Annotated in this window: 6 protein-coding genes; all 6 read left to right on the top strand. The window is 46.2% G+C overall.

What is annotated here, in order from left to right; translation table 11 throughout:
* Positions 1-145: 145 nt before the first annotated feature.
* Positions 146-2,431, top strand: coding sequence for an ATP-binding protein (locus ANME2D_RS18670; RefSeq protein ID WP_052368719.1), 2,286 nt, complete (start codon positions 146-148; stop codon positions 2,429-2,431).
* An 86-nt stretch (positions 2,432-2,517) separates the two neighbouring features.
* Complete coding sequence (locus ANME2D_RS08475; RefSeq protein WP_198527385.1) at positions 2,518-4,866, top strand: PAS domain-containing hybrid sensor histidine kinase/response regulator; 2,349 nt, start codon at positions 2,518-2,520, stop codon at positions 4,864-4,866.
* A 304-nt stretch (positions 4,867-5,170) separates the two neighbouring features.
* Positions 5,171-8,314 (top strand): PAS domain S-box protein, encoded by a 3,144-nt coding sequence (locus ANME2D_RS16880; RefSeq protein ID WP_198527384.1) that lies wholly within the window; start codon positions 5,171-5,173, stop codon positions 8,312-8,314.
* A 168-nt stretch (positions 8,315-8,482) separates the two neighbouring features.
* Positions 8,483-8,605, top strand: coding sequence for a hypothetical protein (locus tag ANME2D_RS18830; protein WP_277812925.1), 123 nt, complete (start codon positions 8,483-8,485; stop codon positions 8,603-8,605).
* A complete protein-coding gene (locus ANME2D_RS08465) occupies positions 8,602-13,674 on the top strand; it encodes an AAA family ATPase (protein ID WP_198527383.1) in 5,073 nt (1,690 codons plus the stop codon). Before ANME2D_RS18830 ends, ANME2D_RS08465 begins: the two co-directional genes overlap by 4 nt.
* Before the next feature lie 24 nt (positions 13,675-13,698).
* Positions 13,699-14,943, top strand: a complete 1,245-nt coding sequence (locus tag ANME2D_RS18660; RefSeq protein WP_052368712.1) for a sensor histidine kinase — start codon at positions 13,699-13,701, stop codon at positions 14,941-14,943.
* Positions 14,944-15,035: the final 92 nt, after the last annotated feature.

Below are 15,035 nucleotides of genomic sequence, written 5' to 3'. Positions count from 1 at the left end.
TACACTTCGCATGTGCATGGATAACGTTCAGAGCTTCTGGACTTTTCGGATAGGCTCTTAGTATAGACGGGCGGGGTGCTGCATAAGCCGCATGAAATAAGAGTAATACCAACTATTGCTTAAGATCAGTAACCCACAACCATGTATGCCTGAGACCGTAAGAATAGTAATGAATACTACAGGAGATATTAACAGTTCTATTAGCAGTCCTTACAGCAGAATATCGCTGGTATGCAGTGCCATAGCTGCAGGCCTCGGTATCCTTGTGATGATAGGCTGGATTACTGGGATGCACAGCCTTTCCAGCTTAGGTTCAAGTTCAATCCCGCAGGCTCCAGTCTCGTCACTGGCGTTTATCCTGCTGGGAGGTACGTGGTTCCTTTATGCCTTACGTAGATCAGGCAGGATATACGTGCTGGTTTCAGCGCTTTTTGTTCTGCTTGTAGCCATACTGAACCTGATACGGTTCTTCACAGGCCTTGATGCAGGCATTGAGGAGTTTTTGCTTCGAAGGGTACTGTCTCTTGATCCAGGTATATACGGTGCAGGACTCATGTCTCCCATTACTGCTGCCAGCTTTGTCCTCATCTCTACAGCAATGATCCTGCTGCTTACACCCCTGCGTCGTGCCACAGGGTTATCCGCAGGACTGGCATCTATTTTAGCATCTATTGCGGCATCAGTGAACCTGGTGGTCTTATTGGGGTATTTATACAGTATGCCTGTACTTTACGGCGGAGAGATAATACCGGTGTCGCTTCCATCTGGAGTGGCGCTTATATTTCTGGGCGCGGGGCTTATCGCCGCTTCTGGTCCGGATCATTTTCCACTTCGATTGCTTGTAGGTCCATCAGTGAGTGCGCTCCTGCTGCGTTACTTTCTGCTGGTGATATCGGCATTTGCTTTTACTGATCTTATTCTTCATCATCTATTCTTACGATTAAATATAAGTACGTCTCTAGGAATAGTATTATCGGTATTAATCTCTCTAATGATCATCAGCGCTGTTGTTTTGAAGCTATCACGAACCATTGGAGGCATGATGGAGCGCGAAGAGGCAGAGCGTAAGCGGGCTGAGAAGGCGCTGCGCAGAGCATACGATGAGTTGGAGATACGGGTTCGAGAAAGGACAGCAGAGCTGACTAAAACAAACGAATCCCTGCAGGCTGATATCACAGAGCGCAAGCATGCAGAAGAGAGATTACAGCACCGGACTGATATGGAAAAGCTCATTGCTGGCATATCCACACGCTTTATTAACCTCTCACCAGATGAGATTGATAGTGGCATAAATCACACACTGCAAACAATAGGAGAGTTCGCCGGTGTTGATCGCAGTTATATGTTCCTGTTCTATGATAGCGGGATGAAGATGGACAATACTCACGAATGGTGCGCAGAGGGGATAGAACCACAAGTTCAGAACCTGAAGGGATTACCTGTTGATGATTTTCCGTGGTTTGCACAGAGACTAAGAAAATTTGAGAATATTTATATTCCCAGTGTCGCCGATCTGCCACCAGAAGCGCACGCTGAAACAGAACATTTCCAGATGCAGGACATCAAATCTCTCATAGTAGTTCCTATGGTCTCGGGTACCTCTCTTATCGGGTTTCTTGGATTCGATTCAGTGAGGACAAAAAAGACATGGCTTGAAGAAGATGTCCGGCTGCTCAAAATGGTTGGAGAAATTTTTATAAACGCCCTGAAACGCAAACAGGTAGAGGAAGAGCTTCGGCGCTCAAATGCCGAGCTGGAGCAATTCGCATATGTAGCCTCGCATGATCTGCAGGAGCCGCTGCGCATGATATCAGGTTTCACCAAACTCCTGGCAAGGCGCTATAAAGGCAGGTTAGATAAAAATGCTGATGAGTACATTGCATACGTAGTTGATGGTGCGACCAGAATGCAACAAATGATAGAAGATCTACTGGCATACTCACGCATTGGTACGCGAGGCAAACCTTTTGAGCCGACAGATTTAGAGGCAGTACTTAACCAGGCAATGATCAACCTTAAGGCATCAATTGAGCAAAATGATGCCGTAGTAACCCGCGACACTTTACCTGCTGTAATGGCTGATCCCACTCAAATGATTCAGTTATTCCAGAACCTGATGGGTAATGCCATAAAATTCAGAAAGAAAGAAGAGCCTCCACGTATCCATGTTTCAGCGCAGCGGAAAGGAAATGAATGGCTCTTCTCAGTCCGGGATAATGGAATAGGCATAGCTCATGAATTCATAGAGCACCTCTTCCAGTTATTCCAGCGCGAGCATGCAGCAAGCGAATACCCTGGAACAGGCATAGGCCTTGCGATATGCAAGAAGATCGTGGAGCGCCACGGAGGCAGGATATGGGCTGAATCTGAACCTGGAAAAGGATCGATATTCTATTTCACAATGCCAGTGAGAGGTGGTGAGATAACCTGAATCTAAAGGAGAGATCCAGGATTTCGAGATTTTATTGAGGAATCTCCGCCAGGATTAATATATTACTTTATTGCATGGTAAGCGGTATGAAAAACGAGGATAAAACTAAAGAACAACTCATAAATCTAATAGCAGAACTGGAAAAAACCAACGAGGCCTTACGGGCTGAGATCATAAAACACAGCAGGGCTGAGAAAGAACTTGAGCGGTTCTTTAACCTCTCACTCGATATGTTCTGTATTGCAGGTCTTGATGGCTATATAAAGGAACTGAACACGGTCTGGGAAAGCACACTGGGCTTCACAGGTGATGAACTAAAGTCAAAGCCCTTTGTTGAATTTGTCCATCCTGAAGACAGGAAAGCGACAGATGCCGAATTACAGAAGCTCAGGGCTGGCGTTGTCACAGTTTTCTTTGAGAATCGTTACCTGTGCAGGGACGGCTCATATAAGTGGCTGGCCTGGACTGCAAAGCCTGTCGTTGATGAGAGTCTGGTCTATGCAGTCGCACGTGATGTTACCGAGCGCAAACGGACTGAGGAAAACGTAACAAAACTTCTAGAGAAGCTAAGAGCTGTCTTCGATAATATTCCACTGGGCATTGCATATCTTGATTCTGATTTTAAATTTATTAAAGTAAATAAATTTGTGTATGACCTAACAGGCTTAAATGAGGAGGATCTTATAGGAAAAACCTGCTACGAGACAGTAGGTGAGTACATCGATGATCCTACAAAAGAAGGTCTTGAAAAGATCTGCAGTTTCTGTAAAAAAGATGAATGTTTTAAAACCAGAAGACCTACGGTTATAGAAAGACCTTTAGGAAATTCGATCATCAGAGTAACAGCAGTTCCTGAACAGGACCAAAATGGAAATATCTCTCATTTTATGGAAATAATTGAAGATATAACTGAACACAAGCGTGCCGAGGAACAAATACATGAGCAGGCTTCTCTTCTCAATAAAGCGCATGACGCTATCGGAGTTAGAGATTTAGAGCACAGAATCACATACTGGAATAAAGGCGCACAGCGCATGTACGGCTGGACTGCAGAGGAGGTCACAGGCAAAAAAGCAGATGAGCTTCTATATAAAGAAGAATCGCTCATACTTATAGAAGCCAAAAAGAGAGTGATTGAGGAAGGAGAATGGATCGGTGAGCTTGAGCAGGTAACGAAAAATGGTAAAAAGATCATTGTAGAAAGTCGCTGGACCATGGTGCACGACAGCGACGGAAGGCCAAAATCAATACTTATCGTCAACACTGACATAACTGAGAAAAAGAAGATCGAGGCGCAGTTCTTCCGTGCCCAGAGAATGGAGAGCATAGGAACGCTTGCAAGCGGCATTGCGCATGACCTCAACAATGTGCTTGTGCCAGTAATGCTGACATCGCAGATATTGCGGGAAAAATTCACAGATGAACAGGATCAGAGGCTGCTTAATATTATCGAGACAAACACCCAGCGCGGAGCAGACCTGATAAAGCAGGTTATGTCATTTGCACGGGGGGTTGAGGGTGAGCATATGACCCTTCAAGTGGCACACCTTATCTATGAGATCAAGAAGATCGCAAAAGAGACGTTCCCAAGATCAATCGAAACCAGAACTGATATAGTGAAAGATCTCTGGACCATATCTGGAGATGCCACACAACTGCACCAGGTTATGATGAACCTGTGCGTTAATGCACGCGATGCGATGCAGGACGGCGGGGTCCTGAGTATATCGGCTGAGAATCTTTTTATTGATGAAAACTACGCCAGGATGAATATTGATGCCAGAGTTGGTAATTACATCGCCATTACCGTCTCGGATACCGGGACCGGTATTCCTTCTGAGATACTGGATCGGATTTTTGAGCCATTCTTCACGACAAAAGAGCCTGGTAAAGGCACCGGTCTTGGTCTCTCAACAGTCCATGCAATCGTGAAAGGGCATGGAGGGTTCGTAAATGTGTACAGCGAGGTCGGAAAAGGGACGACGTTTAAGATATATCTACCTGCTATTATAACAACTGGAGAACTGAAAGTACAGGTGCAGCGATATGAACCGTCTACAGGACAGGGAGAACTGGTTCTTGTTGTGGATGATGAGGCCAGGATATGTGAGAGTACCAGAAGGGTACTGGAAACACATGGATACAAAGCGATAACAGCCAATGATGGAGCAGAGGCAGTTGCATTGTATGTACAGTACAGGGAAGTGGTTGAAGTTGTTCTTGTGGATATGATGATGCCGGTTATGGACGGTCAGGCATGCATTCGGGCGCTGCGTAAGATCAATCCAGGTATCAGGATAATCGCGGTCAGCGGATTAGTCGGGAACGGGAAGCTTATAAGAATTGCAGGCACCCCTGTACATGCATTCCTGTCAAAGCCTTATACTACTGAGAAACTATTGAAGACCATACACGATGTCCTGAGTGCGAAATAGACAGGCAAATATACATATATCATGGCATTCATTATAATGAAAAGATTGTTAAGATTAATCCGATATAAGAAAGTTGGATTTAAGGCAACTGTCTATCTTCAGATTGAATAAATCCTGAGTATTTTAATTTATTCGATCATTGAGTGGAGGTCAGCAGGATAAGATTTGAATAAGTATCTCGATAATATAGAGGAAGAACTGAGACGAGGAGAAATTGCCTGACTGAATACAGAGCGCAAGCGGATGAAGAGATCGCTCAAAAAACGTGATAAATATGAAAGGCTTTCACTTTAAATTCAGCTCGATGATAATTTTATCTCTGCTTTTGAGTGTTCTTCTTCCCATTACAGTAAGTATATTATTCTATGGTTTTCTATCAGATCGGGAGTGGATGGATATACCTCTCCATTCGGTTATTGAAGCTCTGGGAGGCTTCACAGCCCTATCTATCGCCGCACTCGTACTGTTGCTGCAAAAAAATAAGAAAATTCCAGATTATTACATCTGGGTCTCAAGTGCACTTGTAGGCATTGGTATGCTGGATTTATTTCATTCCATCGCCCCTCCAGGTGATTCCTTCGTCTGGCTTCACAGCATGGCTGTCTTTGCAGGCGGTTTTTTGTTCGCTCTGATCTGGCTGCCGGATCGCATTGCTCAATCACGGCTTGCCAGCATACTGCCTGCTCTTGTGTTTATATTTACTACTATTTTCGGCATATTCTCTTTTGCTTTTTCTGATATATTGCCCGCAATGATAAGCGAAGGTGCTTTCACATCCTCTGCCAGAGCAATTAATATTCTTGGAGGACTTCTCTTTCTATTGGCAGCAGTGTATTTTGTTATTCGCTACCGGTCTGGCCGCAGCCGCGAAGACCTCTTATTCATTAATTTCTGCCTGCTTAATGGCTGGTCAGGTCTACTGTTCACGTTCTCACAACTGTGGTACGGAGATTGGTGGTTCTGGCACCTGCTGCGGCTGATAGCATATTTTATTATAATTTCGTATATTTTTATTGCTTTTCAATCAGAAGAGAAGAAACTGGTGCAAACCAATGAAGCTTTGCAGGCTGAAAACATAGAGCGCAAGCGGGCTGAGAAAGAGCTCGATCGGTTCTTTAACCTCTCAATCGATATGTTCAGTGTCGTAGGTTTTGATGGCTATTTCAAGAAACTGAATATTGCCTGGGAAAGCACACTGGGCTTTACAGGAGATGAACTAAAGTCAAAGCCCTTTATTGAATTTGTCCATCCTGAAGACAGGAAAGCGACAATCGACGAGCTACATAAGCTCAGGGCTGGCGTTGTCACAGTTTTCTTTGAGAACCGCTACCTGTGCAGGGACGGCTCATATAAGTGTCTGGCCTGGACTGCAAGGCCTGTCGTTGAGGAGAGTCTGGTCTATGCAGTCGCACGGGATGTTACCGAGCGCAAGAGTGAAGAAGAGAAACTTCGAAAGAGTGAGGAACGCTTCAGGCAGATTGCAGAAAGCGCGGGTGAATGGATCTGGGAAGTCGATGCTGATGGTTTATATACTTACTCAAGTCCTGTCGTTGAGAAAATACTTGGCTACAAACCGCAAGAGATCATTGGGAAAAAGCATTTTTACGATTTCTTTGCGCCAGATGTAAGAGAAGAGCTAAAAGAAGCAGCATTTGAGAATTTTGCCAGGAAAGAATCCTTCAGGGGCTTTGTTAATCCGAGCGTGCATAAGAATGGTAATATCGTTATCCTGGAAACAAACGGTATGCCGATCCTGGATGAGGGGGGAAATCTTTCAGGTTACCGCGGTGCTGATACCGACATCACCGAGCGCAGGCACGCCGAGGAGGCACTTAAAAAGGAACGTGATAAGGCACAAAGGTATTTCGATATTGCAGGAACTGCACTGGTGGTTATTGATGCTGATCATAAGGTATCCCTGATAAATAAAAAAGGCTGTGAAATTTTAGGATATAATGAAAATGAGATAGTGGGCAAAAACTGGTTTGATACCTTTATCCCACAGAGGATAAGGTATAACATAAAGGCTGTTTTTAACAAGCTTATGGCTGGAGAGGTTGAACCTGTTGAATTCTATGAGAATCCTGTTCTGACTAAAAGCGGTGAGGAGAGATTAATTGCATGGCACAATTCTATATTGAGGGACGAAACAGGAAGAATTATCGCTGTATTGGGATCTGGAGAGGATATTACCAAGTACAGGCGCGCCGAGGAGGCGCTGCGCAGAGCCAAGGATGAGCTGGAGATGCGGGTGCGGGAACGGACGGCTGAGCTTGCAAAAACTAATGAAAACTTAAAGGCTGAGATCAAAGAGCGTAAACGGGTGGAGGAGGAACTGCGGAAAAGAGACCGACAGCAAAATGCGATCCTTAATAATATACCTGATATCGCCTGGTTAAAAGATAAAGAGAGCAGATTTATAGCAGTAAATAAACCGTTTGCAGAGGCATGCGGAGTGAGCCCTGAGGATTTAATCGGCAAAACAGATCTGGATATCTGGCTGCATGATTTAGCGCAAAGATACAGGACCGATGATAGAGAGGTCATGGAAACCGGCAGACGAAAACAGGTTGAAGAGCCGCTGGTAGATAAAGAGGGCAAAAGAACATGGATAGAGACTATCAAAACACCGATTTACGATGACAAGGGTGAAATAATAGGCACAACAGGGATTGCACGCGATATCACAGAGCGAAAACGTACTGAGGAAGAACTCAGGCAGCGGACTGCTGAGTTAGCCCGCTCAAATGCCGAATTAGAGCAATTCGCATATATAGCCTCCCATGACCTCCAGGAACCGTTGCGCATGATATCTGGCTTCACCAAACTTCTGGAGAGGCGATGCAAAGGCAGGCTCGACACGAGTGCGGATGAGTTCATCGCCTATATCGTGGACGGAGCCGCGCGGATGCAGAGGATGATCGAGGATCTGCTGGCGTACTCACGGGTTGGCATGCGCGGAAAACCATTTGAGCTTACCAACTTAGAGGCTATCTTTGAAGAAGTTATGACTAACCTTAAGGTTGCTATTGAGGAGAATAAAGCTCAAGTTACGCATGATCCTCTGCCCACTGTAATGGCTGATACTTCACAGATGGTTCAGTTATTTCAAAACCTAATAAGTAACGGCATCAAATTCAGAAGAGAGGAACTGCCACGAATACATGTTTCAGCGCAGAGAAAGGGAGATGAATTGGTCTTCTCTGTGCAGGACAATGGCATAGGCATAGCACCGCAGTTCATGGGGCAGCTTTTCCAGCTATTCCAGCGCGAACATGCCGCGACCGAATACCCTGGTACAGGCATTGGCCTTGCGGTTTGTAAGAAGATTGTTGAGCGCCACGGCGGCAGGATATGGGCTGAATCTGAGCCTGGAAAAGGTTCGACATTCTACTTTACAATGCCAGTGAGAAGAGGTGAAGGCAGAAGTACCATAAGGTCTAAATAGTAATAAATACTATTCGTCGGATAACGAACAAAATTATCCTTTATTCAACACAGCATCTATTATAGAATCTTTTGATGATACGGCCAAAATGGGAGACACCCGAACTTCATTAAGATCCAAATAACTCAGGTAAATTGCTGCCATAATCAGAAAAAAGGAGTGAGAGAATTGAAGATGCATATTCATCTAACAGTGAAAAGAGCAGAGAGCGTAGAAAAGAGCAATGAGACACTTGACGCTGGAGAGCTTCTTAGAGTTATCACAGCAGTAAAGAAAGGGGATTTCTCATGAAAAATGTAATGGTAATCCCTAATTATGAAATATTGGAGAAGATAGCTGAAGGCCCCCATGCAGATGTTTATAAGGCATACCACAAAAAAAACCCGAATCAGATGCTGGTACTCAAGGTCTTAAAGACCGTTGTCCTATCAGCAGATAAAAAATCCCATATCAAGCAGAGGATAGAGCACCTCAAGATCTTAAGCGACCCCATGGTCATTACGCCTCTTTCACTGGATTCAAAAGACGGGCTGTACTTCATAACCCAGGAATACTTTAGCGGTTTAGCACTCGATAAGCTGATAGAAAAAGAAGGTAAAATTCCTTTAAAAGAGTTTTTCTCTATTGCCTGCAAACTGGCAGGTGCTCTTGATAAAATCCATGAGGCGGGCATTATCCACGGGGGAGTAAAACCGCATAACATACTGGTCGACCCCGGCACGTTCGACGTCAGGCTGACGGACTTTATAGGTGCGATTGATGTAGGCTCTGTGAGCCATTTTATTTACGACAAATCTTTCGTCAGAAATACCCTTGCTTATTCCTCGCCAGAACAGACAGGACGTATCAGCCATAGAGTAATGTACTCCTCGGATATGTACTCTCTTGGGATTGTGTTTTTTGAGATGCTGACAGGCCATCTTCCATTCACAGCCAGCGATCCGCTTGAACTCATCCATTCACACCTTGCCGAGGAAGCGCCCCCTGTCAATGAGCTCGAACCTGGCATTCCCATAGCCTTAGGCAAGATCGTTGCTAAATTAATGCACAAAGAGCCTGAAAAACGTTACATGAGCGGCGCCGGGCTCCTTGCCGACCTTATACGGTGCAGGGATGAGTATGCAGCTACTGGCTCTATAAAAGAATTCCCACTGGAAAGCCGTACTTATGCCCAGCGGACTTCCTTCGTTTCCATAATGGTAGGCCGAGAAAAAGAAGCCAGGATCATCCTTGAAGAATACGAAGAGGTCATCGAGGGAAAGTTTCGCTCGCTCTTCATTTCCGGTCTGTCTGGAATCGGAAAGACAAGGCTGATACAGGAACTGCAAAAGCCCATCGTGGAACACAGAGGATATTTTACATCAGGGAAATTCGACGTGTATCAGAGAAACATTCCTTACAGTTCCCTGATACAGGCGTTTCGGAATCTGACGCGTACCTTCCTGACTGAAAGCGATGAGCGCGTTTTGCTCTGGAAAAAAAAGATTCTGGATGCAGTGGGACAGAATGGAAAGGTCTTAACTGACGTTATCCCGGAACTGGAAACCCTGATAGGCCCGCAGCCTGAAGTAAAAACTCTTCCTCCTATCGAATCGTTGAACAGGTTCCACGACCTCTTCGATCGGTTCCTGACATGTCTTGCAAGCGAGGAGAATCCTCTGGCATTATTCATTGATGACCTTCAGTGGTGCGATGTGGCGTCATTTGATTTCCTGTCAAACATATTTGCAAACCACAAAGACCACCCATACCTTTTTTTGCTTGGGGCATACCGCCATAACGAAGTTGACTCAAGCCACCCATTAACCAAGATGATGCGAAACATCAAAGAGAGCGGCTATTCTTTAAAGGAAATCAGGCTGGAACCACTGCTGCCCAAGCACTGCCATGAGATGGTATCATACATTCTTGACTCCCCTCTTGCGCAGACCCAGGCGTTATCTGATTTCATAAGTGAACTCAGCGAAGGAAACCCGCTCATGGTCAGCGAGAGCCTGTCGTATCTGCATACCGAAGGCCTCTTATTCCTTGACACTGAAGGGCAGTGGCGGTGGGATATAGACAAGATCCGCCAATCCCGCATGCCGACTACAGTAGTTGCTCTTTTCGGCTCAAAGATACAAAAGCTTCCTGAGAAACTGGTAAATCTGCTTGAATACTGCGCCTGCATGGGAAATACCTTCTCACCAGAAGATCTGGCACTTATAAGGGAAATATCCCTGCAGGAAGTCTTCGAGATCCTTAAACCTGCCCTGTCCCAGGGACTCCTTATAGAAAACAAAAGCCAGCTTCAGTTCATCCACGACAAGGTACAGGAGGCGACGCTGTCCGTAATACCTGCTGAGAAGAGGCGCGGTATCCACTGGCAGATCGGCCAGCACCTGCTCTCAGTCATTCCAGAGGGAGCGGATATGGAAAAACTCGATAACCTGTTCAGCATCGTTTCACACCTGAACCTGGGAAAGCCAGATAACCTGGATCCCAGGACAGCATACCTCCTGTCTGACATCAACTACCACGCAGGCAACAAGGCTCTTGACTCCCTTGCAACAGAAGCGGCGAACGGATACTTCAAGACCAGCAGGGAGCTTTTGCCCGACGACTGCTGGGAAGACAGCCACTACAGCCGCACTTTCAGGATATTCCAGAAAGCAGCGAAAGCAGAACTGATGTGCGGGTATTACGAAAATTCAGAAAAGCTCCTCAATTACCTGCTGGAACATTCCAAAACGGACCTGGATAAGGCAGAGTGCCTTGCCGAGCAGACCACTTCGCTATCATCGATAGGCAACTTTATCAAGGCCATAGAAACCGCAAACAAAGGACTTGCCTATTTTAACAAAGCCATACCCTACGAGCCGGCTGAAGCGGATGCAAAAAGAAAGGTTCTTATGGAAAAGATCGCCTCAATGGATATCGATGTATGGGAAACCCTTCTCAACATGCCCTTCACCAGGGATCGCAAGAACAAGATAGAGCTTGCGTTCTACAGCGAGCTTATTCCCGACCTGTACATGTCTGGTCTCCCGCAGCAGCTTTACCTGTCGGCTGCCCAGTCTACGGAACACTGCCTTGCAGGAGGTATGGATGAGTCCGTTATCTATTCCTTCAGCATAATGGGCCTGCAACTGGGAGAAGAGGAGAACTTCAAACCTGCTTTCAAATACGAAGACCTTGCGCGGGCACTATCCGCAAAATACCCTAACACGTTCGGCGCCACGCGCGGGATGAACGGGATAGTATGGTGCAACGCGCACTCAAGGAGCCATCCGGGAGACATAGCAGAATACGCCCTGAAGGGGATACAGTGCGGGAAGAACTGCGGAGACCTTTATAATGCCGGGCTTTCATACGGCCCCCTGATGTGGAACCTGCGAATCCAGGGGACGGATATGACAGTTATAGAAGATTATGCCAAGGAGTGTCTGGCATTCTCTGCAAGGTATCATCTCTCTTTTTCCACAGGCCTTGCCGAAGCGATGCAGGCAGGGTGGATCGAGCCCATGAAGAAGAACTATTCTCCAATAAACATGGAAGAAAAACTGAAGCAGTGGGAAAAGGATAATCATGTGGCTTCAGCGGGAAGCTATTATTGTCACATGGCTCTGGCGCACTATTTTTTTGGAGAATATGAAGAAGCCCAAAAATACTTTGTCGGGGTCAGGAAATATCTATCCGGTCTCACTGACAACGTGCTGAAGAGGGAATGGCACATCTTCTTGGTATTGAATGCGCTCAAGCTGTATGAAAAAGGCATTGGACATAAGAGCAAAAGCGAACTATTCGATGGGATTAATCCTGACATAAAAAAGGTCGAGACTTGGGCAGCATTCGGGCCTTTGTTGAAACCCTACCTTGCTTTCCTTTATGCAGAGATTGAGCGGGTCACGGGCGACTTCGATAAAGCCCGCGTCCTGTATCTGAATGCAATAGACTGCGCGCACAATCAAAAGTACGTCTTTTTCGAGGGATTTCTCCATGAATGCTTCGGAGAAATGCTCCTGCAAAACGGGCAGTCCTCGGAAAGAATATACTTTGTCGAAGCTGCGCGCCTGTACAAGAAATGCCGCGCGCAGCGCAAAGAGATCAGCCTCATCGAGAAATATCCCAAATATTTTGAAGAAGAAAAAACCCCTTATCAGCATCCAGAGCATGAAATGGAGTCTTCTGTTCCCTATGCTCTTCCAGACCTTGATTTTGATTACCTGATGAAATCATCCCTTGCCATCTCAGCCGAGATAGAACTGGATTCTCTACTGAAAAAGATCATGAACGTGGCCCTGGAGTGTTCCGCAGCCCAGAACGGCTACCTGCTGATCGAGGACAAAGGAACCCTGTATGTCCGCGCAGAAAGCCACATCACAAAAAAAGATGCTGCGCAGACTGTATACCAGAAATTCGAAGATACGACAGGAATATGCAAGGCAATCGTCAGATACGTACACCGTACCGGTGAGAGGGTGATCCTGAGCGATGCCTGTAAGGAGGGCATGTTCAAGGATAATGTCGAGGTCCAGGGCATGGGTCTGCGCTCGGTCATGTGTTTGCCTGTTATCAAGCAGTCAAAAATGATAGGAGTATTATACCTGGAGAATCACCTGTCTGATGACGTATTCACGTCAAAAAAGGCCCAGATGACCGATCTTCTGACTTCTCAGGCTGCTATCTCCCTTGAAAACTCACGCCTCGTGGACGACATGAAGAGGGCGGAAAGCCAGGTAAAAAAATCCCTGAGCGAAAAGGAGGCATTGCTAAAGGAAATACATCACCGCGTCAAAAACAACCTGCAGATCATCCACAACATTCTTGACCTGCAGATGCCTTATATATTAGATGGGCAGGCGATAGAGCTTTTCAAGGAGAGCAAGGACAGGGTTTATTCAATGGCCCTAATCCACGAAAAGCTGTACCAGTCCGAGTCGCTGGCAAAGATCGACCTTCATGAATATATTCAAAGCCTTACAAACAACCTGTTCATCTCCTACGGGGTGAGCGAAACGGTCATAAAGCCGAAGATACGCGTTGATAACATCACACTCAACGTCGATACCGTAATCCCGTGCGCTTTGATCATCAACGAGCTCGTCTCGAATTCGCTAAAACATGCCTTCCCGGATAGTTCGGCCAGGAAAAACGAGCAGGGTGAAATATACGTAGACCTGCGACATGGTCAGAACAATAAACTCATATTGACCGTCGGTGATAACGGCATAGGCATGCCTGCGGGCTTTGATATTCAGAAAAGCGAAACACTGGGGCTCCGACTGGTAAGCGTGCTGGCAGGACAGCTTAAAGGAAGCATCCAGATCAACAATCACAGGGGAACCGAATTCGTGATTACATTCGAAGCCGTAAAGTAAACTATTAGAAAAGAGATGATAAACATGGAAATGACTGCAAAAATACTGATAGTCGAGGACGAAGGAATAGAAGCGCTTTCCCTGCAACAGAAGCTGAAAGCCAGAGGATATAGCGTCCCGGAGATCGTGTACACAGGAGAAGATGCCGTCAAAAAAGCGGCGCAAATCAGTCCAGATCTTGTGCTTATGGACATAATGCTGCATGGAGAAATAGACGGTATAACGGCAGCAGAACAGATCCGTGCTCATTTTGATATCCCTATCATATACATCACGGCCTACGCCGATGATGATACTCTAAAGCGTGCAAAGATAACGGAGCCGTACGGCTATATAGTCAAGCCGTTCAAGGAAAGGGAACTACTAATATCCATCGAGATGGCTCTTTACAAGCATAAGGCTGAGGAGGCGCTGCGCAAAGCGCACGATGAGTTAGAGATACGCGTTCAGGATAGAACTTCTGAACTGCAAGAAGTAAATAAAGCACTGCAGGCTGAAATCGAAGAGCGCAAGTGGGCTGAGGAGGCGCTGCGCAGAGCAAGGGATGAGCTGGAGATACGCGTTCAGGAACGGACTGCTGAGCTAGCCCGCTCGAACGCCGAATTAGAGCAGTTCGCATATATAGCCTCCCATGATCTCCAGGAGCCGCTGCGCATGATATCTGGCTTTACCAAACTTCTGGAGAGGCGATACAAAGGCAGGCTTGACAGTAGTGCTGATGAGTTCATCGCCTATATCGTGGATGGGGCTGCGCGGATGCAGAGGATGATCGAGGATCTGCTGGCGTATTCGCGGGTTGGTACGCGCGGAAAACCATTTGAGCTTACCAACTTAGAGGCTATCTTTGAAGAGGTTATGACTAACCTTAAGGTTGCTATTGAAGAGAATAAAGCGGAAGTTACGCATGACCCTCTGCCCACTGTAATGGCTGATGCCGCACAAATGATCCAGTTGCTCCAGAACCTGATCGGTAACGGAACCAAATTCAGAAAAAGAGAAGAGGTGCCGCGGGTTCATGTCCGTGCCGAGAAAAAGGGAGATGAATGGATCTTCTCTGTTAAGGATAACGGGATAGGCATAAGCCCTGAGTTCATGGGTCATCTTTTCCAGTTATTCCAGCGTGAGCGCACTGCGGACGAATACCCGGGCACGGGCATAGGTCTTGCGGTTTGTAAGAAGATCGTGGAGCGACACGGAGGAAGGATATGGGCTGAGTCTGAACCTGGAAAAGGATCGACGTTCTACTTCACAATACCGGATCGCCAGTAATCAAATAGCCAGAAAATACTAGAATTACAGCTAGTGGACTGTTTGATAAGTAATTTCCGATATTCAACTAACAAATCGATCCATCCATCTTT

Origin of the sequence: Candidatus Methanoperedens nitratireducens (assembly GCF_000685155.1) — an archaeon.
Lineage (GTDB): Archaea > Halobacteriota > Methanosarcinia > Methanosarcinales > Methanoperedenaceae > Methanoperedens > Methanoperedens nitratireducens.
The sequence above is the reverse complement of the archived record's forward strand: the minus strand, read 5'-3'. Positions and strand labels throughout refer to the sequence as shown.

Bases quoted from the DNA above. Each gene is read 5' to 3' on its own strand.
- ANME2D_RS18670 (WP_052368719.1), top strand. From the start codon at position 146: ATGCCTGAGACCGTAAGAATAGTAATGAATACTACAGGAGATATTAAC.
- ANME2D_RS16880 (WP_198527384.1), top strand. From the start codon at position 5,171: ATGATAATTTTATCTCTGCTTTTGAGTGTTCTTCTTCCCATTACAGTA.
- ANME2D_RS08475 (WP_198527385.1), top strand. From the start codon at position 2,518: ATGAAAAACGAGGATAAAACTAAAGAACAACTCATAAATCTAATAGCA.
- ANME2D_RS18660 (WP_052368712.1), top strand. From the start codon at position 13,699: ATGGAAATGACTGCAAAAATACTGATAGTCGAGGACGAAGGAATAGAA.
- ANME2D_RS08465 (WP_198527383.1), top strand. From the start codon at position 8,602: ATGAAAAATGTAATGGTAATCCCTAATTATGAAATATTGGAGAAGATA.